Origin of the sequence: Billgrantia bachuensis (assembly GCF_011742165.1) — a bacterium.
GTDB lineage: Bacteria > Pseudomonadota > Gammaproteobacteria > Pseudomonadales > Halomonadaceae > Halomonas > Halomonas bachuensis.
In genome coordinates this window covers 19,509-46,067 of the sequence record NZ_JAAQTO010000045.1, presented here as the reverse complement: position 1 = coordinate 46,067, position 26,559 = coordinate 19,509, and the positions used below count along the sequence as shown (strand labels likewise).

Here is a 26,559-nt window from a genome sequence, read left to right as displayed (position 1 = left end):
CTCACCGACATGAGCAGTGAAGCTCCGGCTTCGGTAAAAACTCACGTTCAACTCCACCTGGAGGTGCGAACATGATGTCCAAGGAATTTCTCAAGAAACTCGGCATTGTAGGTATCACTTTTGGCCTGACCGCCAGCCCGTTGGCCTTTGCCGATTTCCATGACGAAGAGGACGAGCAAGGAGCCGTGCCTCAGGAAACGGCACCGAATGATACAGGTGGTGCCATGGGTACCGATGACACGGGTACTAGTGGAGGCATGGACGCAGACACTGGCGTTGAGGCTGGTTCCGAAACTGGCGACAGCGGCCTGGGTACCGACGCTGGCACCGAAGCAGGTGCGGGTGCAGGTACCGACATGGGTACCAGCGGTACCGGTGTGGGCACAGACGCTGGTGGCGAAATGGGTACCGATGACACGGGCACCAGTGCAGGTGCTGGCGCTGATACCGGCATCGAAGCTGGCGCCGAGACTGGTGACAGCGGCCTGGGCACCGATGCCGACACCAACACCGACGCAAATGCCGAGTGGGAAGAAGAGAACGAAGAGGAAGAGTGGGAAGAGGATCAGGATGAAGACCAGGAGTGGTAAGGTTTGATGCCCAAGGAAGGGTCGTCGCTACCAAGGACGATGGCGACCTCATCCTGTAGGTTGACGATTCGTCAACCGCCTCGGACCCGCCCCCGGCCACGCCGGGGGCGGTTCTTCGTATAAGCGCTTTAAATCGTGAGGTGCTCTCTCAGGGCTCCGCGGGCTCGGCCTGTTTCGGTGAGGCTTCTTCGATGGTTTCACCCTCGGGCGAGAGCAGATACCAATGGCCACCCATGTGGTCGCGAGCCTGGCCAAGGGCATCGCCGGGATAGACGTCACGAGCAAAGTAATAGAGCGGCCAGCCGTCGTAGGTGACCTGCTGTGTGCCATCTTCCCTTTCGATCATGCCCAAGCGGTTTTCTTCGATATGTTCGCCGCCGCCCGGCGATTCCTCGGTGGTATAGGGAGGCCAGGCGATGGCACAGCTCTCGTAGCAGGTGCTGTACTCAGCGCCCTGCTCGTCCTGCATGAAGACATAAAGGCTCTTGCCGTCCTGGTTGGTCAGGTAGCGCCCCAGAGTTTCATGCTCGGCGGTTTCGACGCGGGCCTGGTTGATAGGGGGCGAGGTCGCCTCCAACTGCTGCTCCGACTCCTCGGGGCTCATGCCTTCCACTTGGGTTGGATCGTCGTTCTCGCCGGTCTCGGCCGTTTCAGGTGCGGCGTGTGCCGGGGCGATGACGAAAGTCGCCGCCAGTATGCCGCTTGCCAGCACGCTCGACTTCATGTCGACCTCTCCTTGGTAAGGCGCTGCTTTAACTGTAGGTAGGCCCAAGGTGGTGGCGCAAGATCAGCGTTGGCGGGACAGCCGCCTCGAATTGGCGCTGCTCCGGCGGTGATAAGGGGTCATGGTGCGCCGGCTGGTAATCCACCAGGGAGCCGTTTGGCCGAACGCCATATGGAGCATGGCTTTCTGGATCTCGAAGCCGGTTTCCATGCCGGCCTCGAGCTTTTCGGTCACCATTCGCTGGTTCTCCTTCAGCATTCGGGCGCTGGTGGGAGACTGGGTCTGCCACAGTCCATTGCGCATGACGATGGTGCTGAACGAAGTGGTCCACAGCTCGAATGCCATGACGCTCAGTTTCCATACGTCCAGCATGGCGGCAGGCGTCGAGGGCACGAACGGATAATAGGATGGGGATGGCATTATGACTCCTTGTCATCGGGTGGAGGCGCTCCTGCGCCTCCTCAATTCATAGGTCATTTGATGCTGCATTGCAACGTGGAATGGGACTCGGCGCAAGGTGATAGGCGCGCGACCGCTGCTGGCAGTTCGCTGGCATGATGAATGGCAATGGCCCCGGCCGGCGTTGCCTCCACGTCGGGGAAATGGTTGAGATGGACCACCTGCATGCCGGCGGCGAGGCCGGCGGCGACGCCTACGGCGGCATCGTCGATCACCACGCAGCGCTCCGGCGGGTGGCCCATGGCCTCGGCCGCCTTGAGATAGAGAGCGGGGTCCGGCTTCCAGGCGCCCAGGGTGTAGGCACTGAACAGGTTGTCGCCGAAGTGGTGCGCGAAACCGACGCACTCCATGGCACAGCGAATCTTGCGTTCCGGACCGTTGGACACCACGGCGCGAGGGTGGCCCCGCAGCGCCTCCAGCGCTTCGGCCATGCCGGCGACGGGCATCAGCTGCGCGCGCATGCGCACTTCCATCGACTCGCGCATCGCCGCCTCCATGGCCTGCCGCTGAGTCTCGCCCAGCTCTCGATGACGACGCTCCAGCTCGAGCACGATGGACAGGAAGCGAACGCCGCGGAACTCCTCCATGTACTGCGCGGCCGTAAAGGGCAAGCCATGGCGGGGCAGGACCTCGCCCATGACCTCGGCGAGCAGGATCTCGCTGTCGACCAGGGTGCCGTCGGAGTCGAAGAGCAGACAGAGCGGAGCGGACATACGAAGCCTCTTGAAGAGGCGTCACGCCTGTATGTGGCGGCGTGACGCGGGGGTTAGACGAAATCCGGCACCAGCAGTTCGGGAATCGCCAGGATCAGCTGAGGATAGAGAATCAGCAGCAGGATCACAGCGAGCATGATGGCCAGATACAGCATGGTGGTCCCCAGCGCCTTGAGCAGCGGGATGCCGCCGATCTTGGCCGAGATCATCAGGCACAGCCCGTAGGGCGGTGTGATCAGGCCGAGCCCCAGCGCCATGACGCCGATCACCCCGAACTGCACCGGATGGATGCCTGCCTGCATCGCCAAGGGCTGGAAGATCGGTGCCATGATCGCCATCGCCGGCAGGGAATCCATGAAGGTGCCGATGACCAGCATCACCGCGGTCATGATCAGCAGCAGCACGACCGGGTCGGAGATGTTGACCCCGGCCATCAGCTTGGGCGGGATCTGGTAGAAGCTGATCAGGTAGCCGAAGATCGCTGCTCCCACCAGGCTGAACAGTGACAGCGAGCACAGCCGCACGGTGGCGGTGGAAGCGTCGAGCACGTCGCGGAACCTGAGTTCGCGATAGACGATGAAACCCAGCGCCAGTGCATAGAGTACCGCGATCATGGCCGCTTCGGTGGGTGTGACGATGCCGAGCGTGATGCCGCCGATGATCACCACCGGGATGCCCGCCGCCATCATGCCGTCCTTGCCCGAACGCAGCAGCTCGACGAATGAGGCGCGTGGGCGCACCGGCACTTGGTAGCGGCGCACATAGCCCAGATTCAGGGCGAGCTGGGCCACGCCGATCAGGATCCCCGGCAGGATGCCGCCGAGGAACAGCCCGGCGATCGAGGTATTGGTCAAGGCGCCCCAGACGATCATGTTGATCGAGGGCGGAATGATGATACCCATCACCGACGAGGCGGCGGTGACCGCCACGGCGAAGTGTGCCGGATAGCCCTCGCGTTTCATGGCCGGTATCAGCACCGTGCCGACCCCGGCGCTGTCGGCGGTGGAGGAACCGGATACCCCGGCGAAGAGCATGCTCACCATTACGTTGACATGGGCCAGAGCGCCCTTGAAGTGGCCGACCAGCAGCATGCACAGCGTGATCAGCCGGTCGGTGATGCGCGCTGCGTTCATCAGGTTGCCGGCCAGCAGGAACAGCGGCACGGCCAGCAGCACGAACGAATCCATGCCGTTGTACATGCGTTGGAACATCACCCAGAAGGTCAGGCGAGGGTCGAGCACGATGATGCCGGCGGCGGTGAGAATCAACGCCATGGCGATCGGCACGCCGGCCACGATGAGCACTCCCAGCAGGCCGAACAGTAGCCAGGGCAAGAAGAATATCCACTCCATGGGCAGCATCAGCGGTCGCCTCCATGCCGGTTGGGATCGAGAGGAGTGTCGCCGTGCTTGACGTTCAGCGGCGTGTTGCCCGACTCACTGACATCGATGGCGTCGAGGTCGCTCGGCGTGTTCAGGCTCCGCTCCATGGCGTCCATGCCGTACAGCGCGGCATGCAGCAATCGCTGGAGGCTGAACAGCACAATGAACGCCCCGCTGACGGCGAAGACCGAATAGACGTAGACCATCGACAGCCCCGAGGCGGTGGCATTGCGGCGCAGTCCGGACAGGCCGAAGTCCTTGCCGTACACGACGAAGAGGATGCCGAGCAGCAGGCAGGCCAGATCGCGAACGACGCGGGTTAACAGGTCGGCCCGCGTACCGCGGGGAAAGGCTTCGAGCACGAAATGGTCGGCATGCAGAACGCCGACGGCAGCACCCAGCATGACCATCCACTGGAAGGCGAAACGACTGAACTCCTCGGTCCAGTAGAGACGTGGCATGAAGGGAAGGTTGCGGCTCAGCACCTGGTAGATGATGAACAGGATGAAGCCGAACACCAGCGCCAGCAGCAGCCCATGCAGCAGACGCTCGATACCGCGATTGAGCCATGCCAGGCCTTGAAGCAAACGGGACATGACGATTTCCTGTGGGGTCGGGAGAGGGGCGCCCGGCATTGCCGGGCGCGGGTGCTCACTCGGCGTCGAGGATCATGCGATGCAGGTCGGCAAGGCCCATTTCCTCGATCACGCTCTGCAACGGCTCCTTTACCACTTCCTGCATGCGCTCACGGTCGAGTTCGTGCAGGGTGGCACCCTCTTCGGCCAGCAGGTCGAGCGCCTCGGCGTCCTGCTCGAGCTGTACCTCGCGGGCGTAGCTCGCCGACTCCTCGGCGGCTTCTTGCACCATCTGTTGCTGCTCTTCGGAGAGGCGATCCCAGCTCATCTGCGACATGGTCAGCAGGCGCACGGTGATGTCGTGCTCGGAGAGCCCGATGTGCGGCGCGACCTCATGGAAGCGCATGCGATGAATCCATTCGGCCTCGTTGAGCAGACCGTCGATGGCGCCCACCTGCAGGCCGGTGTAGATCTCTTCCCACTCCATCACCGTGGGATCGGCGCCCAGCGCCTCCCAAGCGGTGATCAGTGGCTTGGTGGGATTGGTGCGCAGCTTCAAGCCTTCGAGATCGTCGAGGCTCTCCAGCGGCTCGGTACTGACGATCTGGCGCTTGCCGCCGCCATAGAAGGCGAGAATGCGCACGTCGGTCTCCTCACTGATGCGATCGGCGATCTCGCGGCCCACCTCGCCGTCGAGCACCGTCTGCCAGTGTTCCTCGTCGCGATAGAGGAAAGGGATCGAGAACACGTTGGCGGTAGAGGAGAAGTCGGTGATCAGCCCGGGGTTGATGATCGAGAGGTCGAGCGCCCCGGCCATCTGCTGCTCGAACATTTCGGTCTCGTGACCGAGCACCGAGTTGCCCAGGATCTCGACGCCGATCTCGCCGTCGCTCTTCTCGTTGAGCAGTTCCTTGAACCGGGTCGCGCCCAGGTGATAGGCGGTGTCTTCGGTGCCGCCGTGGCCGAAGCGCAGCTCCGCGGCCTGCGCCGTGCCGGCCATGCCCAGGGCGGCGACCAGCGTGGCGCCGGAGAGCAGGCCGGCGGCGATGGGGCGAAGAGCGGTTTTTGGATCGATCCAGCTGAGAGTCATAAGAACACCTCTTGTTATGTCGAAGCCACTGAGTTGCGTGGGTGGCTGGCGTTCGCGGCAGCTGCCGCTTTCAGGGAGTCGGTGCGAGTGACCTGTCGCGGGCCAGCGAGGCGCCGCAGGACTCGCGCACCCTGAGCTGGGGGGCGAGCACGACCTGCTCGCGCGCCCCGTCGGGGTTCTGGATACGCCGCAGGGCCAGGCGGGCCGCCTCCCGGCCGACGGCGTAGGGGTGGGTGGCGATGCTGGTCAGTGCCGGGGCGCTCAGCGCCGCCTCTTCGACGTCATCGGTGCCGATCACCGCGCAGTCCACCCCCGGAGTGAGCCCCTGGCGCTGCAGGCCGAGCATGGCGCCGAAGGCGACCAGGTCGTTGTGGCACACCACGGCGGTAGGGGCCGGTGATTCACCCAGCAGTTGCTGAATGGCCTCGAAGCCGTCGCGACGGGTCACCGTCGAGCGCAGCAGGCGCTGATAGCCGAGGCCATGGTGGGCGATGGCCTCGCGATAGCCCTGCCAGCGCTCGCGAGTCGCCGAGTGCTCGGTGTGCCCGCCGATAAAGGCGATACGCTCGTGGCCGTGCGCAACCAGATGGTCGATGGCCAGATTCACTCCGCGACGGAAATCCGTACCGGCATAATCGTAGGGCGGCGTGCCGATATGGCGCAGCACCTGCACGCAGGGCAGCTTCCACGCTTCCAGCGTTGCGACCAGGGCGGGGTCGGTACCTTCCGCGGGGCACAGTAGGATGCCGTCGACGCGATGCTCGCGCATGCGCTCCAGGAAACGCTGCTGGCGCTCGGGGGAGTCCTCGCTGTTGGCCAGGAAGGAGACATAGCCTTCGCGGTTCAGCGCGGCGTCGATACCCGCCACCATGGCGCCGAAGAAGGGGTTGGCGATGTCGTAAACCACCACGCCCAGGGTCGAGGTGCGGGTTGCCCGCAGCGCGGCAGCGCCCCGGTTGTAGACGTAACCCAGCGCCTTGATCGAGCGGCGGACCTGTTCACGGGTGCGCTTGGCGACCAACGGGCTCTCGCGCAGCACCAGCGAGACCGTAGAGCGTGAGACCCCCGCGTGCGCGGCGATGTCCTGCAGCGTCACGTTGCCGGAGGGCTGGCTCTTCTTGCGTGTCTCGTCGGTCATTGCATGAACGTCTCGGTCATTGTTTTTTGGATTGATCCAAAACTAGAAGAGCCGAGTGTCAAGGCCAAGGCTGCTTTAGTCGTAGAACCCTGGCCGATAACTCAACTGCGTTGCTGCCAGGCCGCCTCGTTGACCAGGCTGATCGGTCGCTTGCCATCGAGCGCGAGCAGGATGTTGTCCACCGCGCGCTGGGCCATGGCATCGCGGGTTTCGTGGGTGGCCGAACCGATGTGCGGCAGCGCCACCACATTGGGCATGTGCGGCAGCGGCGACTCCGGCGAGAGCGGCTCCTGCTCGAACACGTCGAGCCCGGCGGCATGAATCTCGCCATTCTCCAGCGCGCCGATCAGAGCCGCCTCGTCGACCACCTTGCCGCGGGCGATGTTGACGAAGATCGCCGAGCGCTTCATCAGGCCGAACTCGCGCTTGCCGATCAGGTGTGTCGTCTCGGCCGACAGAGGCACGGTCACGCAGACGAAGTCGCTCTTGGCCAGCAGCTCGTCCAGCTCGCAGCGCACGGCATCCAGTTCTCGCTCCAGCTCGGGCTTGGGCGAGGCATTGGAATAGAGTACCTGCATGCCGAAGCCCAGCGCACCGCGGCGGGCCACGGCGGCGCCGATACGGCCCAGGCCGATCATACCCAGCGTCTTGCCGTGCACGTCGCTGCCGAAGTGGGCCTCGCCGATGCTCTCCCGCCAGTCGCCGCGCTTGACGAACTCGGCCAGCTCCACTGCGCGTCTGGCCGTTGCCATGATCAGCAGGAAGCCGGTGTCGGCGGTGGTCTCGGTAAGCACGTCCGGGGTGTTGCACAGCAGGATGCCGCGTTGGGTCAGCGCCTCGACGGGGTAGTTGTCGTAGCCCACCGAGATGCTGGCGATGGCCTCCAAGTGTGGTGCCTGGTCGAGCAGTTCGGGCGTGATGGCGAGGCTCGAGCCGACGATGCCGTGGGCCTGCCCCAGCGCCTTGAGAAAATCGGGGTCATCGGTGCTCTTCAGGGCTTCGAAGTAATCGACGTGGAAGCGCTGCCTGAGCTGATCGAGATGCGTCGGCTTGAGGCGGCTATAGGCGACGATGCGTTTTGTCATTGTCTCACTCCGGGTTGGTCTGGCGGTTAAGGCAAGTCTGGCAGGTCGCGTTCGAGCTCTGTCAGGCGCGTGCGGCTCGGCAGGCCCTCCATGTCGCCCTGCACCTGCACGGCCTCGGCGCCGATCAGGTTGCCGCGGCGAGCAGCGGCCTGGGGCGAGCGGCCATCGAGCAGGGCGCTGATTACGCCCACGGCGAAGCCGTCACCGGCGCCTACGGTGTCCACCACTCGCTCGACGGGAAAGCCCGGCACGGTGGCTTCCGCCTCGTGGCCGTCCAGTACGCCGCGGTAGTAGGCGCCTTCCGGCCCGAGCTTGAGGAACACGGCCTGAGCGCCGCGCTCGAGATAGAAGGCGGCGATGTCGCGGGGCGATTCGAGACCGGTCAGCAGGCGCCCTTCGGCCAGGCCCGGCAGCACCCAGTCGGCCTTGGCCGCCAGCGCGTTGAGCGTCTCGCGCATCTCCGCCTCGCTGGGCCACAGGCTGGGGCGAAGGTTGGGGTCGAAGGAGATGCTCCCTCCCTGTGCGTGGACCCGGTCGAGCATGTGCAGAGTCAGCTCGCGGCAACTGGCGGAAAGGGCGGGAGGAATGCCGGTGGCGTGCAGGTGGCGGGCGGCGGTGAAGTCCACCTGGGCGGCATCCTCCGGGGACATATGGCTGGCCGCACTGCCGCGTCGGAAGTACGCCACCCTGGGGTCGGCGCCGCCCTCGGCGCGCTCCTTGAATACCAGACCTGTCGTATGGTCGGCATCCATCGTCAGGTAGCGGCAGTCGAGTCCCTCGGCCTCGAGCGTCCGGCGGATATAGCTGCCGAAACCATCGCTGCCGACACGGCTAAGCCAACCGACGCGAAAGCCGAGCCGGGCCAGGCCGATGGCGACGTTGGTATCGGCGCCGGCAATGCCGCGGCGGAAACACTCCACCTCGGCCATGGCCCCCGGGGTTTCGGCAACGAACAGGGCCATGGCTTCGCCAAAGGCGAGCACTTCCGGTGGGAGAGTACGGGTGTTCATGGCGTCTCCTTGGCGTTTTCCGAATGGTTATCAGGCGCTTTGTCGAAAGTCGTAAGGCGGGTCGAGCCGCGTTCGTTAAGCGTCGGAGGAAACAGGGTGCGGCGTGGTGGCAGCGTCGATCCGCTGTCATCGAGTCGTGCCTGCAGCTGCTGCACGGCGGCGCGGCCGATGGCCTCGGTGGGCTGCGCCAGGGTTGTGATGCCGGGTGGAACGAGGCCGCACCAGTCGAGCTCGTCGATGCCGAGCAGACCGACCTCTCCCAGGCGAATGCCCAGAGCCTGCAGGGCCCGGGTAGCGGCAAGGGTCACGTTGCCGTTGGCGCACAGCAGCGCGGCGGGACGGTTCGCTCGGGCGAGAAAGTCGCCCACGACCTGCTGCACGGCTTCACCGTCGAGTGGTGGGTCGTGGCGCTCTCCGTTCAGTGCCGGCTCGTCGGCCAGGCGTTGCTCGAAACGCTGCCAGCGCTGCTGGCGCGGGCTGGCCTGCCCCACCGGTTCGCTGAGAAACAGCAAATGGCGGTAGCCCTGCGCGCTCAGGTGATCGATGGCCATGTCGACAGCCAGGGCATTGTCGAGCCCGACCCTGTCCGCATCGAGCTCCTCCAGCCATCGGTCGAGGAGCACCAGCGGCAAGCCTTGCTCGGCCAGGTCCTGCAGTTCGTGGGTGGGGCTGCCGGCGGCGTTGATCACCAGCCCCTCGACCCGATAGGAGGTCAGCAGGGCCAGGTGGGTGCGCTCCTGGGCGGGGTCATTGTCGGTGTTGGCCACCAGCAGCGAAAGGCCGCGTTCGCGACAGGCCTGTTCGACACCATGCATCACCGCCACCGAGTAGGGGTTGCGAATGTCCGCCACCAGCATGCCGAGCAGCCGCGAACGGCCGCCCTTGAGGCCTCGGGCCATCTGGTTGGGGCGATAGCCGAGCTGGCGTGCAGCCTCGCCGATACGCCGTTGCAGCGCCGGCGAGAGCCGCTCACGCTCGCCGCTGAAATAACGCGACACGCTGGTCTTCGAGGCGTTGGCTTCGCGTGCCACTTCGAGCAGGGTGGCGTGTCGTGAGGAGCGAGCAGGCATGTCGGATCTCTGAATGGGAACGTTCCCATCCTAGGCCGCGAAAGGCGCTGGGGCAAGTTTAAGAGCAGGCGAGCGGGCAAGCGCCGAGAGGGTCAGGCATGGGAGAAAGAGGACGTAGCGTGAGCAAGAGAAAGGGCGGCCCAAGGGCCGCCCTGTCAGCTTCGAGCTGGGACGCTCACTTCACCTTGGGGTCGAGCTCGCCGCGGGCGTAGCGCTCGAACATCGCCTCGAGGCTGATCGGCTTGATGCGGCTGGCATTGCCGGCGGTGCCGAAGGCTTCGTAGCGGGCGATACAGATCTCGCGCATGGCGGACACGGTTTCCTTGAGGAACTTGCGCGGGTCGAACTCGCTGGGATTCTTGGCCAGGAAACGACGCACCGCACCGGTGGAGGCCAGGCGCAGGTCGGTGTCGATGTTGACCTTGCGCACGCCGTGCTTGATGCCCTCGACGATCTCCTCGACCGGCACGCCGTAGGTCTCGGGGATCTCGCCGCCGAACTCGTTGATGACGGCGAGCCACTCCTGGGGCACCGAGGAGGAGCCGTGCATCACCAGATGGGTATCGGGAATGCGGGCGTGGATCTCCTTGATGCGCTGGATCGACAGGGTGTCGCCGGTGGGCGGCCGGGTGAATTTGTAGGCGCCGTGGCTGGTGCCGATGGCGATGGCCAGGGCGTCGACCTGGGTCGCCTTGACGAAGTCCGCAGCCTCTTCCGGGTCGGTCAGCAACTGGTCGTGGGAGAGCACGCCCTCGGCGCCGATGCCATCTTCTTCACCGGCCATGCCGGTCTCAAGACTGCCCAGGCAGCCCAGCTCGCCCTCCACCGAGACGCCGCAGGCGTGCGCCATCTCGACGGTGCGGCGGGTGACGTCGACGTTGTAGTCGTAGTCCATCGGCGTCTTGCCGTCCTCACCCAGCGAGCCGTCCATCATCACCGAGGAGAAGCCGAGCTGGATCGAGCGCTGGCACACCGCGGGAGAGGTGCCGTGGTCCTGGTGCATCACCACCGGAATGTGGGGGAACTCCTCCACAGCGGCCAGGATGAGATGGCGAAGGAAGGGCGCGCCAGCGTACTTCCGCGCACCGGCGGAAGCCTGGACGATCACCGGGGAGTCGGTTGCGTCGGCCGCTTCCATGATGGCGCGCATCTGTTCGAGGTTGTTGACGTTGAAGGCTGGAATGCCATAGCCGCGCTCGGCGGCGTGGTCCAGCATCTGGCGCATGCTGATCAGTGCCATGTACTCACCTGTTCTCTTCTACGGTCTGTCTGGAGTGATGAATGCCGCCCGGTGCATGGGCGGCATTGGGTTGGGTCAGCGTGCGGCGGCGTCTTCCAGGGCCTTGACGGCGGGTAACGTCTTGCCTTCCACGTATTCGAGGAAGGCGCCGCCGCCGGTGGAGATATAGGAGACCTGCTCCTCGATCCCGTACTTGTCGATGGCGGCCAGGGTGTCGCCGCCGCCGGCGATGGAGAAGCCGTTGCTCTCGGCGATAGCCTTCGACAGCGCTTCGGTGCCGTGGCCGAACTGATCGATCTCGAACACGCCCACCGGGCCGTTCCACAGGATGGTGCCGGCGTTCTTGAGCAGGCCGGCCAGCCGCCCGGCGGTGTCGGGACCGATGTCGAGGATCATCTCTTCGTCGCCCACCTGGTCGACCGGCTTGACCACGGCCTCGGCAGAATCGGAGAATTCGGTGGCCACCACCACGTCGGTGGGCAGCGGAATCTCGACCTTGGCCATCAACGCCTTGGCCTGCTCGACCAGGTCGGCTTCATACAGCGACTTGCCGACGTTGTGACCGGCCGCGGCGACGAAGGTGTTGGCGATGCCGCCGCCGACGATGAGCTGGTCGCACTTGTCGGAGAGGGCATTGAGCACATCGAGCTTGGTCGAGACCTTGGATCCGCCGACGATGGCGACCATCGGTCGCTTGGGCGTGGCCAGGGCCTTCTCCAGGGCGTCGAGCTCGGCGGCCAGCAGCGGGCCGGCGCAGGCCTGTGGGGCGAAGCGCGCCACGCCGTGAGTCGAGGCCTGGGCGCGATGAGCGGTGCCGAAGGCGTCCATCACGTAGATGTCGCACAGCGCGGCGTACTGCTGCGAAAGCGTCTCGTCATCCTTCTTCTCGCCGACGTTGAAGCGCACGTTCTCGAGCAGCACCACCTCGCCGTCGGCCAGGTCCTGGGCGCTGTCGGGGTAGTCCTCGACCAGGCGTACCGGGCGTCCGAGCAGCTCGCCCAGGCGCTCGGCCACCGGCGCCAGCGAGAACTCCTCGGCCGGCTCGCCTTCGGTCGGGCGCCCCAGGTGGCTCATCAGCATCACCTTGGCGCCGGCCTCCATGGCTGCCTTGATGGTTGGCAGGCTGGCCCGCAGGCGGGCGTCGCTGGTCACCTTGCCGTGCTTGACGGGTACGTTCAGGTCCTCACGGATCAGCACGCGCTGACCGCGCAGGTCGAGGTCGGTCATCTTGAGCACGTTCATCGGGCGTCTTCCTTTCCTTGATTGAGGGAAACCGAAGCCGGGGTCGGGGTCATCGGGGCACCGCGGGAAGCGCCGCCATGCGCTGGGCGACGTCGAGCATGCGGTTGGCGAACCCCCACTCGTTGTCGAACCAGCACAGCAGCTTGATCAGGCGATGGCCCGCCACCCGGGTCTGAGTGGCGTCAACGATACCCGAGCGGGGGTCGTGGTTGAAGTCGACCGAGGCCATGGGCTCCTCGGTGTAGCCGAGCAGGCCGGCCAGGCGCCCGGCGCTGGCCTCGTGCAGCAGGGCGTTGACTTCTGCCGCGGTGGTGTCGCGGCGCACGCAGATCGACAGGTCCATGGCCGATACGTTGATCGTCGGTACGCGCATGTGCAGGCATTCGAAACGTCCGGCCAGGTGCGGCATCAGGCGGTTGATGCCGCGCGCCAGGCTGGTGTCGACGGGGACGATGGAATGCATCGCCGAGCGCGTCAGGCGCAGGTCGGTCTGGTGGTAGGCGTCGATTACCGGCTGATCGTTCATTGCCGAGTGCACCGTGGTGGTCACGCCATGCTCGATGCCCAGCGCCTCGTCGAGCACTGTAAGTACCGGCACCAGGCAGTTGGTGGTGCATGAGGCCGCCGAGACGATGCGATGCTCGGCGACGAGCTCGCCATCATTGATGCCGCAGACGATGGTGGCGTCGACGTCGCTCTCGGCGGGCTGGGAGAACAACAGTCGCCCGGCGCCGGCGGCGAGATGGCGCTCGGCGGTGGCGCGATCCTTGAAGCTGCCAGAGCACTCCAGTACCAGGTCGATGCCCAGCTCGCTCCAGGGCAGACGTGCGGGCTTCGGTTCGGTCAGTATCGCAATGGGCGCGCCGTCGACGATCATCCGGCCCTCGGCCTTCTCCACCTGGCCGGGAAATCGGCCGTGGGTGGTGTCGTAGCGGGTCAGATAGGCGATGGTGTCGAGGTCCGAGAGCTCATTGATCGCGACCACCTCCAGCGTCGGATCGCCGGTGCGGCTCGACTGGCGCTCCAGCAGCGCGCGCAGTACGCACTGGCCGATACGACCGTAACCGTTGATGGCGATGCGCTGGGCCATGAAGCGGGCTCTCTTGCCGGCGGAAAGCGGCGATTCTAGCGCATTTTCGATACATTTGCCCACGTGGCCGGCGGGGTGGATTGTGCCGAGCGGCGCGCAAATTCAGGCACTCAGCGGGTCTTGAAAAACCTTGCGGCGACCCTATAAGAAGGGATACGGCACCGGTGCGGCCCTGAGCCACCACCAGTGCCGCGGTTCGGGTTGACCCGCAATATCCAAAAAGCCTGATAGCGTAGGAGGTGTTCGATATGTTCGGAGATCTCAGGCGTTTCGATGCCGGCATCTCGCCGGGGGCGGACTGGTTCCGCCAGTGGCTCGACGAGGTTTTCTCTGATGAAGGGGCGGCTGACATCCGCTCGGTGCCGCGCGGCAGCTTCCCGATGATCAACGTCGGGCGCACCGATGATGCCGTGCGTGTCTATGTTCTCGCGGCCGGCCTGGCCAAGGACGATCTCGAGATCAGCGTACAGGACAACGTGCTGACCCTGAGGGGGCGGCGTGACGCTTTGCCCGGAGGTGACGATAGCGAGCGCAAGCGGCCCTGCTTCCGTCGCGAGCGCTTCGACGGCGAGTTCGTGCGCTCCATCGCGCTGCCCGAAGGAATCGACGTCGAGCGAGCCGAGGCACGTTGTCACGACGGCGTGTTCGAGATCCACCTGCCCAAGCGTGAAGAGCTCAAGCCGCGTCGAATCGAGGTACAGACAGCTTGAGTCTTGCAGTGGAAAGATGAGAACCGATCAGCACGTCAGGAGGTGATGGAAATGAACGAAGTCGCTCGTCATGAACCGCAGGCCGGTGTTCCCGCACGCGAAAGGCGCAGCTCGGCGATGCGGCCTCCCGTTGACATCTACGAGGAAGACAACGCCCTGTTCGTGGTCGCCGACATGCCCGGCGTCACGCGGGATGGCCTGAGCGTTGAAGTCGATGGCAACTTGCTGAGCATCGAAGGCGAAATTGGCATCGATATGCCCGAGGGTATCACCGCGACCTATGCGGAAGCCCAGGCCCAGCGCTACGCACGGCGCTTCACGCTCAGCCACGAGATCGATGCCGCCGCCATCGAGGCGCGCCTGGAGAAGGGGATTCTCCAGCTGCGGCTGCCGAAGAAGGAGAGGCATAGGAGCCGGCGGATCGAGATCCAGGCGGCATAGCAAGATGCCGATTCGTGGAGAGTGTTTACCACTGGGATGGAAGCGCCCTTTCCTTGCGAAAGGGCGCTTCCGTTTGCAAGCAAGGCATACGCTCGGTACGGTTTTCACTACGCTGGGAATAGCGATTCACGACACCATGGAGAGGAAGACATGACCGACATACCCCAACTGCTGGGTGACGACGCCGAATACCTGCTCGATCACCGTTGCCGTGGCTTTCCCCGCGAACAGCTGCACCTGCCGGGGCCGGACTTCGTCAGCCGGGTGGTGGCCGACAGCGACCGCAGCCCGGCGGTGATGCGCAGTCTGCAGGCGCTGTTCGATCACGGTCGGCTGGCGGGTACCGGCTATCTCAGTCTGCTGCCGGTGGACCAGGGCATCGAGCATTCCGCCGGCGCCTCGTTTGCCCCCAACCCGCGCTACTTCGATCCGGCCAACATCGTCGAATTGGCCCTCGAGGGAGGCTGCAACGGCGTGGCCTCCACCCTGGGCGTGCTGTCCTCGGTGGCCCGCCGCTATGCCCATCGCATCCCGATGATGCTCAAGCTCAACCACAACGAGACGTTGAGCTATCCGGCGCTATACGACCAGACCCTGTTCGCCGAGGTGGATCAGGCCCACGACATGGGCTGCGTGGCGGTGGGTGCGACCATCTACTTCGGTTCCCCCGAGAGTCGTCGCCAGATCATGGAGATCAGCGAAGCCTTCGAGCGTGCCCACCAACTGGGCATGGCCACGGTACTCTGGGCTTACCTGCGAAATCCCGCCTTCAAGCACGAGGGCAAGGACTACCACGTGGCGGCCGACCTCACCGGCCAGGCCAACCATCTGGCATCCACGATCAAGGCCGACATCGTCAAGCAGAAGCTGCCCGAGACCAACGGCGGCTATCAGGACATCGGCTTCGGCCACACCCACGCCAAGGTCTACAGCGAGCTGACCTCGGAGCACCCCATCGACCTGGCTCGTTATCAGGTGGCCTGCTGCTACATGGGCCGCGCCGGGCTGATCAACTCCGGCGGCGGCTCCAAGGGCCACTCCGACCTGGGCGAGGCGGTGCGCACCGCGGTGATCAACAAGCGCGCCGGCGGCATGGGCCTGATCTCGGGGCGCAAGGCGTTCCAGAAGCCCATGAGCGAGGGCGTCGAACTGCTTCAGGCGATCCAGGACGTCTACCTGGACAAGGGCGTGACGGTGGCCTGAGTCCTTCTCGGAGGCCTAGATAGCAAAAGGGCACGACCGCCAGGTCGTGCCCTTTCTCGTTACCGTTAACCGAACCGACAATCAGCCCAGCAGCTCCTGGGCCTGCTCGACCACGTTCTCCACGGTGAAGCCGAAGTGCTTGAACAGGTCGCCCGCCGGGGCGGATTCGCCGAAGGTGGTCATGCCGATCACGCGACCGTCGAGGCCGACGTACTTGTACCAGTAGTCGGCGTGGCCGGCCTCGATGGCGATGCGCTGGGTCACCGCCCTGGGCAACACGCTCTCGCGGTATTCGGTGTCCTGGCCGTCGAAGCGGTAGGCCGAGGGCATCGAGACCACGCGTACCGCACGGCCCTGGCCTTCCAGCTCGGCCGCGGCGTCCATGGCCAGCGCGACTTCGGAGCCGGTGGCGATCAGGATCAGTTCGGGCGTTCCTTCGCAATCCTTGAGGACGTAGGCGCCGCGCTGGATCTCGGCCAACTGCTGCTTGCTGCGCTCCTGGTGCGGCAGGTTCTGGCGCGACAGTACCAGCGCCGTGGGGCCGGAGTTGCGCTTGATCGCGGCGTCCCAGGCAGCGGCGGTTTCCACTGCGTCGCAGGGGCGCCAGGTACACAGGTTGGGCGTGGAGCGCAGGTTGGTCAGCTGCTCGATCGGCTGATGGGTGGGGCCGTCCTCGCCCAGGCCGATGGAGTCGTGAGTGAACACGTAGATGGCGCGCTTGCCCATCAGCGCCGCCATGCGCACCGAGTTGCGCATGTACTCCATGAAGATCAGGAAGGTAGCGCCGTAGGGGATGAAGCCGCCGTGCAGCACGATGCCGTTCATGATCGCACCCATGCCGAACTCACGCACTCCGTAGTGCAGGTAGTTGCCGCCCGGATTCTCGCGAGAGATCGGCTTGGCACCGCTCCAGAAAGTCAGGTTGGAGGGCGCCAGGTCGGCGCTGCCGCCGAGCAGTTCGGGCAGCTGCGGGCCGAGTTCGTTGAGGCACTGCAACGACGCCTTGCGCGTGGCGATGGTCTCGCCCTTCTGCTGGCTCTTCTCGATGAAGGCCTCGCTGGTGATCTCCGCCGGTAGCTGGCACTGCACACGGCGGTTGAACTCGCGGGCGAGTTCCGGATGCTCGTCGCGGTAGCGAGCGAAGCGTGCCTGCCAGTCGTTCTGCTGCGACGTGCCGCGCTCGCGCGCATCCCAGCCCTGATAGATCGGCTCGGGCACATGGAACGGTGCGTGCGGCCAGTCGAGCTGCTTGCGCGCGGCGGCCACTTCTTCATCGCCCAGCGGGGCGCCGTGGCACTCCTCCTTGCCCTGCTTGTTGGGGGCGCCGAAACCGATCACGGTCTTGCAGATGATCAGGCTCGGTTTCTCCTCGTGGCTGCGCGCCAGTTCGATGGCGGCCTTGATCTGCTCGGGATCATGGCCGTCGACGTTGGGCACCACGTGCCAGCCGTAGGCCTCGAAGCGCTTGGCGGTGTCGTCGGTGAACCAGCCCTCGACCTCGCCATCGATGGAGATGCCGTTGTCGTCGTAGAACACCGTGAGCTTGCCCAGCCCCAGGGTGCCGGCCAGCGAACTCACTTCGTGGGAGATGCCCTCCATCATGCAGCCGTCACCGACGAAGCAGTAGGTGTGGTGATCGACGATGGTGTGGCCGGGGCGATTGAACTGCGCTGCCAGGGTCTTCTCGGCGATGGCCATGCCCACGGCATTGGCCAGGCCCTGGCCCAGCGGGCCGGTGGTAGTCTCGACGCCCGGCGCGTAGCCGAACTCGGGGTGGCCGGCGGTCTTGGAGTGCAGCTGACGGAAGTTGCGCAGCTGCTCGAGCTCGAGCTCGTAGCCGGTCAGGTGCAGCAGGGAGTAGAGCAGCATCGAGCCGTGGCCGTTGGACAGCACGAAGCGGTCGCGATCGGGCCATTTCGGGTCGTTGGGGTTGTGCTTGAGGTAGTCGTTCCACAGCACTTCGGCGATGTCGGCCATGCCCATCGGGGCGCCGGGATGGCCGGACTTGGCCTTCTGTACGGCATCCATGGACAGGGCGCGAATGGCGTTGGCCAGTTCGAAACGGGATGGCATTGGGTTAGCTCCTCGCCTGCGGCAGAATAGGGCAAGTCATCGGCGGCCTGCCGGGCCTGCCGGTAGCGTTCTGGCTGGGCGCCGCAGGAAGGTACGGCGCAGTCGAATTCGGCCGCCTATTGTCGCCGACTTGTCGTCAGGCATCAAATGACGGGTGCCTCCATGGGTGGCACCATGTAAACTCGGGCTCCACGCCGCTGTGTGCTCGCCGGGCAGGAAGCCGGGCGCCACGCAGTTCGAGGGCCGTCATTCCGGTTGATGGCGCCGCTGCGCTTTGACGATACACAGAAGGGTCGACACGCATGAGCGAATACTCCCTGTTCACTTCCGAATCCGTGTCCGAGGGCCACCCGGACAAGATCGCAGACCAGATCTCCGATGCGGTGCTGGACGCCATCATCGCCCGTGACAAGCATGCCCGGGTGGCCTGCGAGACGCTGGTCAAGACCGGCGTGGCCATCGTCGCCGGAGAGATCAGCACCTCTGCCTGGGTCGATCTGGAAGAGCTGGTGCGTCGGGTGATCATCGACATCGGCTACACCTCCTCGGAGGTCGGTTTCGACGGCGAGACCTGCGGCGTGCTCAACCTGATCGGCAAGCAGAGCGTGGATATCGCCCAAGGGGTGGATCGCAGCAAGCCGGAGGATCAGGGCGCGGGCGACCAGGGCCTGATGTTCGGCTACGCCACCAACGAAACCGATTCGTTCATGCCGGCGCCGATCCACTACGCTCACCGCCTGGTGGAGCGCCAGTCCGAACTGCGCAAGCACGGCCTTTTGCCGTGGCTGCGCCCGGATGCCAAGAGCCAGATCACCTTCCGCTACGACGAGGCGGGCATGCCCTGCGGCGTCGAGGCGGTAGTGCTGTCGACCCAGCACGCCCCGGAGATCGACCAGGAGGAGCTGCGGCGCATGGTCAAGCGCGAGATCATCGAGGAGGTGATCCCCGCCGAGTGGCTCACCGAGCAGACCAAGTTTCACATCAACCCCACCGGCAAGTTCGTCATCGGCGGCCCGGTGGGTGACTGCGGCCTGACCGGGCGCAAGATCATCGTCGACACCTACGGCGGCATGGCACGCCACGGCGGCGGCGCCTTCTCCGGCAAGGACCCCTCCAAGGTCGACCGCAGCGCCGCCTACGCCGGGCGCTACGTGGCCAAGAACGTCGTCGCTGCGGGGCTTGCCGACAAGTGCGAGATACAGGTGTCATATGCCATCGGCGTGGCCGAGCCCACCTCGATGTCGATCAACACCTTCGGCACCGGCAAGGTGGACGAGGCGCGCATCATCGAGCTGGTGCGCGAGCACTTCGACCTGCGCCCCTTCGCCATCACCCGCATGCTCGACCTGCTGCATCCCATGTATCAGCTCACCGCGGCCTACGGCCACTTCGGCCGTGACCCCTTCGAAGCCAGCTACAGCTGGACCGATACCAACGGTCAGGAGCATACCGAGACCTTCACCGCCTTCCCCTGGGAGCGCACCGACCGCGCCGCGGCACTGCGCCAGGCCGCCGGCCTGTAGCCACGCCCCTCGCTCGTACATTCAGCATCGACTCGCCCCGCGTTGGCGAGTCGGTGTGGTGAGATTGGTAGAGACTATTTGTTACCTCAGTCACAATCCAGCTACCCTTGAAAGGCACAGTGGCTGCTAATCGCACGAAACAGGAGAAAACAGCATGGAACAGCGAAAAATTACCTTGATCGCATCACTCATCCTTTCTGGCGCTCTGCTGGCTGGCTGTGGTGATGACGACGAACCCGCCGACGCGGGTGCGACCAACGAGCCGGTCACCGAACAGGAAACGTCTGGTGATGTCGGCGAAGAGCTCGAAGAGGCCGGCGGCGACCTGGAGCAGGCCGGCGATGCTGCCGCCGCCGAGGCTGACGAGGCCGGCGACGAGATGGCTGAGGAGACTCAGGAGGCCGGTCAGGCGCTCGAGGAAGCTGGCGATGAAGTCGCCGCGGAGAGCGAGCAGGCCGGTGACGAAGCTGCCGAGGAAACCGAGCAAGCTCTAGACGAAGCCGCGGAGGAAACCGAAGAGGCGACTGACGAGCTTGAGGAGACCGGCGACGAGATGGCCGACGAGGAGACCAACTCATAATCTCGTTACAAGAGCGCAGCGCGTGAGAGGGGCGGCCATGGCCGCCCCTCTTTTTGTCGGCATGGCCATGCTCCCGATCCAACGGGCGATTGAAAAACCGCTTCTGCTGTAGTGAACTCTGTGAGGTCGACTCCGAGTGGAGTCGGCTCCTGTTGCTGCTGTCCGAGGGGCGCTGCAGTGCACGGGTCCTGTGACTCGTTGCACGAGGCTCGGGCAGGGACATCGCAGATGCAACGGCGCCCATTCCCCGGAATGGAGTATGACGATGACAGCCATGGCAAGTGCCAAAGCCGCCCCGCAGGATTACAAGGTCGCCGATATTTCCCTGGCCGACTGGGGGCGGAGGGAGATCCGCATCGCCGAGACCGAGATGCCGGCCTTGATGAAGATCCGCGCCAAATACCGCGACGAACAGCCCCTCGCCGGAGCGCGCATCGCCGGTTGCATCCATATGACCATCCAGACGGCGGTGCTGATCGAGACGTTGATCGACCTTGGCGCCTCCGTGCGCTGGTCGTCGTGCAACATCTTCTCGACCCAGGATCACGCCGCCGCTGCCATCGCCGCTGCCGGCATTCCCGTTTTCGCCTGGAAGGGCGAGACGGAAGAGGAGTTCTGGTGGTGTATCGAGCAGACCGTGGAGGGGCCCGACGGCTGGACGCCCAACATGGTGCTCGACGACGGCGGCGACCTCACCGCACTGCTCCATGACAAGCGCCCCGAGCTGCTCGACGCCATCCACGGCATCTCCGAGGAAACCACCACCGGCGTGCACCGTCTGCAGGAGATGCTGCGCGACAGGACGCTCAAGGTGCCGGCAATCAACGTCAATGACGCCGTGACCAAGTCGAAGAACGACAACAAGTACGGTTGTCGCCATTCGCTCAACGATGCTATCAAGCGCGGCCTCGACCACCTGCTGGCAGGCAAGCAGGCGCTGGTGGTGGGCTATGGCGACGTGGGCAAGGGTTCGGCGGCTTCGCTGCGCCAGGAGGGCATGATCGTCAAGGTCGCCGAGATCGACCCGATATGCGCCATGCAGGCTTGCATGGATGGCTACGAAGTCGTGTCGCCCTATGTCGATGGCCTCAACCGCGGCAAGGAGAGTATCGACCGGGCGCTGCTCGCGCGCATCGATCTGGTGGTGACCTGTACCGGCAACATCGAAGCCTGCGATGCCGCCATGCTCGAAGCGCTCAAGCCCGGAGCGGTGGTGTGCAACATCGGCCACTTCGACAACGAGATCGATACCGCCTTCATGCGCCGCCACTGGCATTGGGAGGAGGTCAAGCCGCAGGTGCACAAGGTCTACCGCGACAGCACGCCGGGCAACTTCGATCCTGCCAGCAGTGACTACCTGCTGCTGCTCTCGGAGGGGCGCCTGGTCAACCTGGGCAACGCCACCGGCCATCCCTCGCGAGTCATGGATGGCTCCTTTGCCAACCAGGTACTGGCCCAGATACATCTTTATCAACAGCGCTTCGCCGATTTGCCGCCGACCGAGAGGCAGGGTGGCCTGGCGGTCACGGTATTGCCGCGACATCTCGATGAGGAGGTGGCTCGCTACATGGTCGAAGGCTTCGGTGGGGTGCTCACGCGCATGACTGACATCCAGGCCGAATACACCGGGGTGCCCGTGGAAGGGCCGTACAAGCCGAATGCCTACCGCTACTGATACTACTTGCACGGCGAGATCAGCAGACGTCGCCTACGGGCGACGTCTTGCATTTGCTCGGGCCCCCATCGGTTCGCTTGTGGGTCAACCTGGCGTCGACTAGCTTTCATTTACCCGAGGGGATTGAGCGGTTCCCTCGCGTCCCAACCGACCGACAATAGGAGTGAACGAGATGGATTTTGGTCACTACAAGTCGTGTATCGAGGCCTGCCACGTCTGCGCCGCCTACTGCGACCGCTGCGCCACTTCCTGCCTCAAGGAGGACGACGTCAAGATGATGGCGGAGTGCATCCGCCTGGACATGCAGTGTGCGCAGATCTGCCGCCTGGCGGCTTCCTTCATGGCCCAAGACAGCGAATACGCCAACCAGCTGTGCCGTCTGTGCGCCGATGTCTGCAAGGCGTGCGGTGACGAATGCGCCAAGCACGAGGTCGACCACTGCCAGCAGTGCGCCGAGGCGTGCCACCGCTGCGCCGAGGCGTGCATCGCCATGGCGTCGCACTAAGCCTTGCTGGAGAGTCACTCTTCGACGAAGGCGAGAAAGCGCCCGACCAACACTACCGCTGGCCAGAGCAGCAGCGATAGCATACCGGCCAGACGCAAGCGCCGGGGTGTGGCGTTCGCCAGCCCCGGCCCCAAGTTGAGCAGCAGGGCATTGGTAATGGCCAGCGCAATCAGCGTCAACTTGAACAGAAACAGTGGCATGGCCGCGTAGCCACGGGGGTCGGCGAGGAATAGCAGCGCCCCCGCCAACATGGCCAGCCCCAGCCCCGCGGCCGCCACCGGCTGCAGCAGTCGTCCCAGTTCCCGTAGCGGCACCTGCCGCCGCCAGCCCAGCAGGCGCAGGTCGAGGGCCACAATGGCGCCCAGCAGCAGGGCGATACCCAGTATGTGCAAGGCGTTGATCGCGGCATAACCCCAGCGCGAGAGTCGCACCCATTCGGCCAGGGCAGTGTCCGCAAGCCAGTTCAGCAGCGCTTCCACGGCGTTCGGTCAGATCCTGTCAGGGTAGAGTACGTAGTGCTTGTCCCCGATCCAGAGTTGCTCGGCCTTCATCAACCGCTCGCCGGCATGTTCGCCGGAGACGCGCAACTCAACGCCTTCGGCCAGGTCGCCCTCGGCCAGCCCCGCGCGTTCGTTGCGCCAGGGTTGGCCGACCTCCACCGTCCAGATCTCGCCCTCCACATCCAGCTGGACTTCGCCGTGAGGGTTGCCCAGCCGCACGGTGGTGATGGTGCCTTCGATCTCGATGGTCTCGCCGCCGGTCCAGCCATGGTGGGCGTGGGCGGGAGTGAAGAACAGCAGTATGACGATGGCCAGCAGCCATTTTGCCTGACGATGCATGATCGCTTCCTTCCGAGTTGCCTCACTTCAGGCTAGCCTCGCCGGCATCGGCTGCAAGTCGATCTATTACAGTCCGGCCAGTGGCATGAGCAGCTGCAAATAAAGCGGAATCAACAGCGGGGCGGCCAAAGTGGTAACCAGCACTGCCAGGGCGCCCTTCTCCGGCTCGATGCCAAGCTCCACAGCCACGACCACCACGTTGGCGGCCATCGGCACCACGCCCAACAGCAGCAGTGCCAGGGCCAGCCCGTCGGGCAGGGGCAACAGTGCTTGCAGCAGTAATACGACGGCAAGCATCAGCCAGGGCCACAACAAGTAGCGTATTGCCACGCAGCCGGCCATGAAGCGCAGGTCGATCTCGCGAATCGCGACCCGGCCCAGGGTCATGCCGATGATCATCATGCCGAGCAGGGTGTAGGTGGCCGGGAATACAGCCAGGCTTTCCATCAACGCGTCAGGCAGCGTCATGCCGAGCCCACTCACCAGCAGTGCCGCGAGAAAGGCGTAGGTCAGCGGTAGCCTGGCGATCTTGGCCAGGCTCTCACGCACCGAAAAGCGGCCGCGTGCGCTGAGGTAAAAGCCCACCGTGAACTCGTAGAGCGTCACGCCGAGTATGCAGAAGAGATACAGCGTCACCCCTTCGGGCGGCAGCAGAATCATGGCGATCGGCAGGCCGAAGTAGCCGGTGTTGCCGGTGCCGGAGGAGAAGGCCAGCACAGCACTCTCCTGGGGCGACAGGAAACGCTGCGCCAAGGGATTGATGATCGCAGCCACAAGGCTCGCCAGCAGGAAGAGGGCCAGGGTCAGCAGCAGGTAGTATGGGGTGGGACCACCCAGCAATAGGCCGCGGAAAAAGGTCAGCGGCGCGATGAGATAGATCAGCAGCGTGGCAATTGGACGCGGGTCGATCGCCAGTCGCCGCGCGGCGAGCCAGCCCAAGCCGACGAAGGCCAGCAACGTCCAGAGAGGGCCCAGCAGTGCACCAGGGTCGATCATCGCTTGCCTCTCCATTGCCGAAAGCCGATATGATGCCTGTCGGCGGGACGGCTGTCAGCACGCTGCGATCGACCCTGTGTCAAGCCGTGGCTTCAGCCGTTGCGGCGGCTCGACTTGGCCCGCTCGGCCTGTTCGTCGATGTTCTCCTTGTGCGCGGTCTTGTCGCGAGCCACTTGCGTGCCGCGGACCGGCGTCGTCTCCCGTCGTGTATCGATACCCGGTTTCTTGGCGCTATGCTTCTGGTCGTCGACGTTGGCGTCGGGCCGGTAGACATCGTCCTGGGCCGGTGAGCCACGGCCCCCCTTGTGGCCTGCTGTCGGTTCGTCGGGAATATCGCGGTCGGTCAGTCGCCGTGCCCCGTCACGCAGTGTCTCGCGTTGCTCTTCCGGAATCTGGGTGCTTTGCGTACCTGCCCGGTCCTGGCGTGATCTCTCCATGTGACTCTCCTCGTCGTCCTTACGGCTTCAGCTTCCCTTGCCCTCGTCGCCCATGGTGAAGGAGGGAGGGTCGCTGGCCGGGAAGGTCTCGGCGTTGGCCTCGTCCAGTTCGCGCTCCTCCTGCTGTGCTTCGGCCTCGGAGGGCGATATCTCGGTGTAGCCTGGCTCCAGCATCCAGCGCTCGTCGCGATAGGCGATCAGTTGCTTGGGCACCCAGAAGCGGCTTCCCGTCTCGGTGATGATGCCCACCTTCTCGACATCGCTCACATCGGCCACCTTGCCGACCTGCTTGCCCTCGTCATCGAAGACGGCGGTGCCGGTGATGAGATCCTGCGTCATTGGCGTCCCTCCTCATCCGGTTCGATCCCGCCCGGTGCGTTTCCCTGCCCGGGCTCGAAGTCACTCAATTTCAGCGTCGTCGCCACTCGAATCCGGGTCAATACGACTGCCGCGATTTTTTGTTAGCGAAGTTTGATGCCGTGCAGCCGCTCGAGGATTGCGTGAGCCTTTCAGGCAATCTTTATGACCGAAGCTCATGCAGCAGCGTGAAACTTTTCATTGGTCAGGCGTCAGCCGGGGCGGCAGAATGCAGGGATTCGCAAAGCCGAACGCATGTTCTTCTACCAGACTGCCGCCCCAGGGCGACAGGTTGCGCCGATCGAACGGCGCTGTAACAGAGAGAGATTCCTTCATGAGTACGCCGTACCCGCTTGGCATCAGTTTCGAGTTCTTTCCCCCCAATACCGAGGTGGGGCGCGAGAAGCTGATGGGGGTACGTGACGCGCTGGCTGAGCAGAACCCGCGTTTCTTCTCGGTCACTTATGGGGCCGGTGGTTCGACCCAGAGCCGCACGCTGAATACGGTGAAGGCCGTTCGTGAGGCGGGCATCACCACGGCACCGCACCTGTCCTGCATTGGCAGCGAGAAGGCGCAGTTGCGCGATCTGCTGGCTCAGTATCGCGAGGAGGGCATCGACAGTATCGTGGCTCTGCGTGGCGACCTGCCCTCCGGCATGGGCGGCATCGGCGAGCTGCGCTATGCCAATGAACTGGTGGAGTTCATCCGCGAGGAAACCGGTGACCACTTCGAGATCGCCGTAGCGGCCTATCCCGAATCCCATCCCCAGGCGCCGAACTTCGAGCGCGACCTCGAAAACTTCGCGCGTAAGGTGAAGGCTGGGGCCGACCTGGCCATCACGCAATACTTCTTCAGCGCCGAAGCCTACTTTCATTTCGTCGAGCGTGCCCGGGCCTTGGGCGTCGAGGCACCTATCGTGCCCGGCATCATGCCGATCACCAACTACACAAAACTGGCGCGTTTCTCCGACGCCTGCGGTGCCGAGATCCCGCGCTGGATCCGCAAACAGCTCGAGGCTTACGGCGACGACAGCGATGCCATTGCCAAGTTCGGGACCGAGGTGGTGTCGCGGCTGTGCCAACGGTTGCTCGAGGGCGGTGCCCCCGGCCTGCACTTCTACACTCTCAACCAGGCCGATCCCTGCCTGAGGATCCTCGACAACCTGGACGGCTCTCTGGCAGCACGCTGAATCTGGGTCTAGCCTGTTCCTGCATGTCCATGGATTCAGGAACAGGAGGACGCTAGATGCGCCATGCCAATTTTGCAGGAGCGGCCGTTGCCACTCTTCTGCTCACCGGTCTCGGCCAAGCCCAGGCTCAGGAGAGCCAGGAAGTCGAGATGAACTGGGTGAAGGCCGACGGTGTCGAGGAGTCCATCGGCACCATCTCCTTCGAGGATACCGATCACGGCCTGCTGCTTACCCCTGACCTGAGTGAGCTGCCTCCCGGTGTCTACGGTTTTCACGTTCACGAGAATGCCAGCTGCGAGCCGGGTGAGAACGACTCGGGTGAAATGCAGGCTGCCGGTAAGGCAGGCGGTCATTACGACCCCGAAGATGCCGGTAGTCATGAGGGCCCTTATGGAGAAGGTCACCTCGGCGACCTGCCAGTACTGATCGTCAACGAGGACGGGAAAGCGACCCTGCCGGTGCTGGCGCCGCGGCTCAGCGTCGAAGACCTTCAGGATCGCAGCCTGATGATCCACGAAGGCGGCGATAACTACTCCGACGAACCCGAGCCGCTGGGCGGCGGCGGCAGCCGCATGGCTTGCGGTGTGGTCGGCGCCTGACTGGGGCTGATCCGAGCGCGCCCA

At 64.7% G+C, this 26,559-nt stretch carries 29 protein-coding genes and 1 riboswitch; of the genes, 10 read left to right on the top strand and 19 right to left on the bottom strand.

What is annotated here, in order from left to right; all coding sequences use genetic code 11:
- Positions 1 to 71: 71 nt before the first annotated feature.
- Entirely contained in the window at positions 72 to 590 is a 519-nt protein-coding gene (locus HBJ55_RS16085; protein ID WP_167117180.1) for a hypothetical protein, read from the top strand.
- Positions 591 to 738: 148 nt separating this feature from the next.
- Here HBJ55_RS16085 and HBJ55_RS16080 read toward each other — a convergent pair whose 3' ends face one another.
- The 13 genes from HBJ55_RS16080 to HBJ55_RS16020 all read right to left on the bottom strand — a co-directional run bounded on the left by HBJ55_RS16080 (position 739) and on the right by HBJ55_RS16020 (position 13,408).
- Positions 739 to 1,314, bottom strand: coding sequence for a COG4315 family predicted lipoprotein (locus tag HBJ55_RS16080; RefSeq protein WP_167117177.1), 576 nt, complete (start codon positions 1,312 to 1,314; stop codon positions 739 to 741).
- A gap of 63 nt (positions 1,315 to 1,377) precedes the next feature.
- The gene (locus HBJ55_RS16075) at positions 1,378 to 1,734 is read right to left on the bottom strand and encodes a hypothetical protein (RefSeq protein WP_240936159.1); all 357 of its coding nucleotides are present in this window, start codon (positions 1,732 to 1,734) and stop codon (positions 1,378 to 1,380) included.
- Positions 1,735 to 1,787: 53 nt separating this feature from the next.
- Positions 1,788 to 2,486, bottom strand: coding sequence for an HAD-IA family hydrolase (locus HBJ55_RS16070; RefSeq protein WP_167117174.1), 699 nt, complete (start codon positions 2,484 to 2,486; stop codon positions 1,788 to 1,790).
- A 53-nt stretch (positions 2,487 to 2,539) separates the two neighbouring features.
- Complete coding sequence (locus HBJ55_RS16065; protein ID WP_167117172.1) at positions 2,540 to 3,847, bottom strand: TRAP transporter large permease; 1,308 nt, start codon at positions 3,845 to 3,847, stop codon at positions 2,540 to 2,542.
- Positions 3,847 to 4,464, bottom strand: a complete 618-nt coding sequence (locus tag HBJ55_RS16060; protein ID WP_167117169.1) for a TRAP transporter small permease — start codon at positions 4,462 to 4,464, stop codon at positions 3,847 to 3,849. Before HBJ55_RS16060 ends, HBJ55_RS16065 begins: the two co-directional genes overlap by 1 nt.
- 55 nt (positions 4,465 to 4,519) lie before the next feature.
- A complete protein-coding gene (locus HBJ55_RS16055; protein ID WP_167117166.1) occupies positions 4,520 to 5,533 on the bottom strand; it encodes a TRAP transporter substrate-binding protein in 1,014 nt (337 codons plus the stop codon).
- Between the two features lie 70 nt (positions 5,534 to 5,603).
- Complete coding sequence (locus HBJ55_RS16050) at positions 5,604 to 6,671, bottom strand: LacI family DNA-binding transcriptional regulator (RefSeq protein ID WP_167117163.1); 1,068 nt, start codon at positions 6,669 to 6,671, stop codon at positions 5,604 to 5,606.
- Positions 6,672 to 6,772: 101 nt separating this feature from the next.
- Positions 6,773 to 7,756 carry a 2-hydroxyacid dehydrogenase gene (locus HBJ55_RS16045; RefSeq protein ID WP_167117161.1) on the bottom strand — a complete coding sequence of 328 codons (984 nt, stop codon included), beginning with the start codon at positions 7,754 to 7,756 and terminating at the stop codon, positions 6,773 to 6,775.
- 26 nt (positions 7,757 to 7,782) lie between these two features.
- Positions 7,783 to 8,766: a sugar kinase gene (locus HBJ55_RS16040; RefSeq protein WP_167117158.1), complete on the bottom strand. Its 984-nt coding sequence runs from the start codon at positions 8,764 to 8,766 to the stop codon at positions 7,783 to 7,785.
- On the bottom strand, positions 8,763 to 9,836 hold the full coding sequence (locus HBJ55_RS16035; protein WP_167117155.1) for a LacI family DNA-binding transcriptional regulator: 1,074 nt from the start codon (positions 9,834 to 9,836) through the stop codon (positions 8,763 to 8,765). Before HBJ55_RS16035 ends, HBJ55_RS16040 begins: the two co-directional genes overlap by 4 nt.
- A 175-nt stretch (positions 9,837 to 10,011) precedes the next feature.
- Positions 10,012 to 11,076 (bottom strand): class II fructose-bisphosphate aldolase, encoded by a 1,065-nt coding sequence (fba, locus tag HBJ55_RS16030; RefSeq protein ID WP_167117152.1) that lies wholly within the window; start codon positions 11,074 to 11,076, stop codon positions 10,012 to 10,014.
- Between the two features lie 75 nt (positions 11,077 to 11,151).
- Entirely contained in the window at positions 11,152 to 12,318 is a 1,167-nt protein-coding gene (locus HBJ55_RS16025; protein WP_167117149.1) for a phosphoglycerate kinase, read from the bottom strand.
- Between the two features lie 49 nt (positions 12,319 to 12,367).
- Positions 12,368 to 13,408 (bottom strand): type I glyceraldehyde-3-phosphate dehydrogenase, encoded by a 1,041-nt coding sequence (locus tag HBJ55_RS16020; protein ID WP_167117146.1) that lies wholly within the window; start codon positions 13,406 to 13,408, stop codon positions 12,368 to 12,370.
- 248 nt (positions 13,409 to 13,656) lie between these two features.
- Here HBJ55_RS16020 and HBJ55_RS16015 point away from each other — a divergent pair, with 248 nt between their 5' ends.
- The 3 genes from HBJ55_RS16015 to HBJ55_RS16005 all read left to right on the top strand — a co-directional run bounded on the left by HBJ55_RS16015 (position 13,657) and on the right by HBJ55_RS16005 (position 15,762).
- Positions 13,657 to 14,118: an Hsp20/alpha crystallin family protein gene (locus HBJ55_RS16015; protein WP_167117143.1), complete on the top strand. Its 462-nt coding sequence runs from the start codon at positions 13,657 to 13,659 to the stop codon at positions 14,116 to 14,118.
- A gap of 51 nt (positions 14,119 to 14,169) precedes the next feature.
- On the top strand, positions 14,170 to 14,559 hold the full coding sequence (locus HBJ55_RS16010) for an Hsp20/alpha crystallin family protein (protein WP_167117140.1): 390 nt from the start codon (positions 14,170 to 14,172) through the stop codon (positions 14,557 to 14,559).
- A gap of 150 nt (positions 14,560 to 14,709) precedes the next feature.
- Entirely contained in the window at positions 14,710 to 15,762 is a 1,053-nt protein-coding gene (locus HBJ55_RS16005; protein ID WP_167117137.1) for a class I fructose-bisphosphate aldolase, read from the top strand.
- 81 nt (positions 15,763 to 15,843) lie between these two features.
- Here the strand turns inward: HBJ55_RS16005 and tkt are convergent, their stop codons facing one another.
- The gene (tkt, locus tag HBJ55_RS16000; protein ID WP_167117134.1) at positions 15,844 to 17,835 is read right to left on the bottom strand and encodes a transketolase; all 1,992 of its coding nucleotides are present in this window, start codon (positions 17,833 to 17,835) and stop codon (positions 15,844 to 15,846) included.
- A gap of 302 nt (positions 17,836 to 18,137) precedes the next feature.
- Here tkt and metK point away from each other — a divergent pair, with 302 nt between their 5' ends.
- The 4 genes from metK (at position 18,138) to HBJ55_RS15980 (ending at position 22,118) form a co-directional block, all read left to right on the top strand.
- On the top strand, positions 18,138 to 19,358 hold the full coding sequence (gene metK, locus HBJ55_RS15995; protein WP_167117131.1) for a methionine adenosyltransferase: 1,221 nt from the start codon (positions 18,138 to 18,140) through the stop codon (positions 19,356 to 19,358).
- Between the two features lie 154 nt (positions 19,359 to 19,512).
- Positions 19,513 to 19,938 carry a hypothetical protein gene (locus HBJ55_RS15990; protein WP_167117128.1) on the top strand — a complete coding sequence of 142 codons (426 nt, stop codon included), beginning with the start codon at positions 19,513 to 19,515 and terminating at the stop codon, positions 19,936 to 19,938.
- A gap of 158 nt (positions 19,939 to 20,096) precedes the next feature.
- Positions 20,097 to 20,187, top strand: a riboswitch (S-adenosyl-L-homocysteine riboswitch).
- A 16-nt stretch (positions 20,188 to 20,203) separates the two neighbouring features.
- Positions 20,204 to 21,613: an adenosylhomocysteinase gene (gene ahcY, locus HBJ55_RS15985; RefSeq protein WP_206022704.1), complete on the top strand. Its 1,410-nt coding sequence runs from the start codon at positions 20,204 to 20,206 to the stop codon at positions 21,611 to 21,613.
- A 172-nt stretch (positions 21,614 to 21,785) separates the two neighbouring features.
- Positions 21,786 to 22,118: a four-helix bundle copper-binding protein gene (locus tag HBJ55_RS15980; RefSeq protein ID WP_167117123.1), complete on the top strand. Its 333-nt coding sequence runs from the start codon at positions 21,786 to 21,788 to the stop codon at positions 22,116 to 22,118.
- 14 nt (positions 22,119 to 22,132) lie between these two features.
- Here HBJ55_RS15980 and HBJ55_RS15975 read toward each other — a convergent pair whose 3' ends face one another.
- From HBJ55_RS15975 to HBJ55_RS15955, 5 genes are all read right to left on the bottom strand, one after another.
- Positions 22,133 to 22,597, bottom strand: coding sequence for a hypothetical protein (locus HBJ55_RS15975; RefSeq protein ID WP_167117120.1), 465 nt, complete (start codon positions 22,595 to 22,597; stop codon positions 22,133 to 22,135).
- Between the two features lie 9 nt (positions 22,598 to 22,606).
- Positions 22,607 to 22,957, bottom strand: coding sequence for a DUF6152 family protein (locus tag HBJ55_RS15970; protein WP_167117117.1), 351 nt, complete (start codon positions 22,955 to 22,957; stop codon positions 22,607 to 22,609).
- 66 nt (positions 22,958 to 23,023) lie between these two features.
- Positions 23,024 to 23,953 (bottom strand): AEC family transporter, encoded by a 930-nt coding sequence (locus tag HBJ55_RS15965; RefSeq protein ID WP_167117114.1) that lies wholly within the window; start codon positions 23,951 to 23,953, stop codon positions 23,024 to 23,026.
- Positions 23,954 to 24,045: 92 nt separating this feature from the next.
- Complete coding sequence (locus tag HBJ55_RS15960) at positions 24,046 to 24,390, bottom strand: hypothetical protein (RefSeq protein WP_167117111.1); 345 nt, start codon at positions 24,388 to 24,390, stop codon at positions 24,046 to 24,048.
- A 27-nt stretch (positions 24,391 to 24,417) separates the two neighbouring features.
- Positions 24,418 to 24,729 carry a hypothetical protein gene (locus tag HBJ55_RS15955; RefSeq protein WP_167117109.1) on the bottom strand — a complete coding sequence of 104 codons (312 nt, stop codon included), beginning with the start codon at positions 24,727 to 24,729 and terminating at the stop codon, positions 24,418 to 24,420.
- Between the two features lie 352 nt (positions 24,730 to 25,081).
- On the opposite strand from HBJ55_RS15955, the gene metF reads away from it, so the two are divergent.
- Positions 25,082 to 25,936 (top strand): methylenetetrahydrofolate reductase [NAD(P)H], encoded by an 855-nt coding sequence (gene metF, locus HBJ55_RS15950; RefSeq protein WP_167117106.1) that lies wholly within the window; start codon positions 25,082 to 25,084, stop codon positions 25,934 to 25,936.
- A gap of 56 nt (positions 25,937 to 25,992) precedes the next feature.
- Positions 25,993 to 26,535, top strand: a complete 543-nt coding sequence (sodC, locus tag HBJ55_RS15945; protein WP_167117103.1) for a superoxide dismutase family protein — start codon at positions 25,993 to 25,995, stop codon at positions 26,533 to 26,535.
- The last annotated feature ends 24 nt before the right edge of the window (positions 26,536 to 26,559 follow it).

Coding starts and splice junctions, on each gene's coding strand:
- HBJ55_RS16085 (WP_167117180.1), top strand. CDS start 72: ATGATGTCCAAGGAATTTCTCAAGAAACTCGGCATTGTAGGTATCACT.
- HBJ55_RS16080 (WP_167117177.1), bottom strand. CDS start 1,314: ATGAAGTCGAGCGTGCTGGCAAGCGGCATACTGGCGGCGACTTTCGTC.
- HBJ55_RS16075 (WP_240936159.1), bottom strand. CDS start 1,734: ATGCCATCCCCATCCTATTATCCGTTCGTGCCCTCGACGCCTGCCGCC.
- HBJ55_RS16070 (WP_167117174.1), bottom strand. CDS start 2,486: ATGTCCGCTCCGCTCTGTCTGCTCTTCGACTCCGACGGCACCCTGGTC.
- HBJ55_RS16065 (WP_167117172.1), bottom strand. CDS start 3,847: ATGCTGCCCATGGAGTGGATATTCTTCTTGCCCTGGCTACTGTTCGGC.
- HBJ55_RS16060 (WP_167117169.1), bottom strand. CDS start 4,464: ATGTCCCGTTTGCTTCAAGGCCTGGCATGGCTCAATCGCGGTATCGAG.
- HBJ55_RS16055 (WP_167117166.1), bottom strand. CDS start 5,533: ATGACTCTCAGCTGGATCGATCCAAAAACCGCTCTTCGCCCCATCGCC.
- HBJ55_RS16050 (WP_167117163.1), bottom strand. CDS start 6,671: ATGACCGACGAGACACGCAAGAAGAGCCAGCCCTCCGGCAACGTGACG.
- HBJ55_RS16045 (WP_167117161.1), bottom strand. CDS start 7,756: ATGACAAAACGCATCGTCGCCTATAGCCGCCTCAAGCCGACGCATCTC.
- HBJ55_RS16040 (WP_167117158.1), bottom strand. CDS start 8,766: ATGAACACCCGTACTCTCCCACCGGAAGTGCTCGCCTTTGGCGAAGCC.
- HBJ55_RS16035 (WP_167117155.1), bottom strand. CDS start 9,836: ATGCCTGCTCGCTCCTCACGACACGCCACCCTGCTCGAAGTGGCACGC.
- fba (WP_167117152.1), bottom strand. CDS start 11,076: ATGGCACTGATCAGCATGCGCCAGATGCTGGACCACGCCGCCGAGCGC.
- HBJ55_RS16025 (WP_167117149.1), bottom strand. CDS start 12,318: ATGAACGTGCTCAAGATGACCGACCTCGACCTGCGCGGTCAGCGCGTG.
- HBJ55_RS16020 (WP_167117146.1), bottom strand. CDS start 13,408: ATGGCCCAGCGCATCGCCATCAACGGTTACGGTCGTATCGGCCAGTGC.
- HBJ55_RS16015 (WP_167117143.1), top strand. CDS start 13,657: ATGTTCGGAGATCTCAGGCGTTTCGATGCCGGCATCTCGCCGGGGGCG.
- HBJ55_RS16010 (WP_167117140.1), top strand. CDS start 14,170: ATGAACGAAGTCGCTCGTCATGAACCGCAGGCCGGTGTTCCCGCACGC.
- HBJ55_RS16005 (WP_167117137.1), top strand. CDS start 14,710: ATGACCGACATACCCCAACTGCTGGGTGACGACGCCGAATACCTGCTC.
- tkt (WP_167117134.1), bottom strand. CDS start 17,835: ATGCCATCCCGTTTCGAACTGGCCAACGCCATTCGCGCCCTGTCCATG.
- metK (WP_167117131.1), top strand. CDS start 18,138: ATGAGCGAATACTCCCTGTTCACTTCCGAATCCGTGTCCGAGGGCCAC.
- HBJ55_RS15990 (WP_167117128.1), top strand. CDS start 19,513: ATGGAACAGCGAAAAATTACCTTGATCGCATCACTCATCCTTTCTGGC.
- ahcY (WP_206022704.1), top strand. CDS start 20,204: ATGACAGCCATGGCAAGTGCCAAAGCCGCCCCGCAGGATTACAAGGTC.
- HBJ55_RS15980 (WP_167117123.1), top strand. CDS start 21,786: ATGGATTTTGGTCACTACAAGTCGTGTATCGAGGCCTGCCACGTCTGC.
- HBJ55_RS15970 (WP_167117117.1), bottom strand. CDS start 22,957: ATGCATCGTCAGGCAAAATGGCTGCTGGCCATCGTCATACTGCTGTTC.
- HBJ55_RS15965 (WP_167117114.1), bottom strand. CDS start 23,953: ATGATCGACCCTGGTGCACTGCTGGGCCCTCTCTGGACGTTGCTGGCC.
- HBJ55_RS15960 (WP_167117111.1), bottom strand. CDS start 24,390: ATGGAGAGATCACGCCAGGACCGGGCAGGTACGCAAAGCACCCAGATT.
- HBJ55_RS15955 (WP_167117109.1), bottom strand. CDS start 24,729: ATGACGCAGGATCTCATCACCGGCACCGCCGTCTTCGATGACGAGGGC.
- metF (WP_167117106.1), top strand. CDS start 25,082: ATGAGTACGCCGTACCCGCTTGGCATCAGTTTCGAGTTCTTTCCCCCC.
- sodC (WP_167117103.1), top strand. CDS start 25,993: ATGCGCCATGCCAATTTTGCAGGAGCGGCCGTTGCCACTCTTCTGCTC.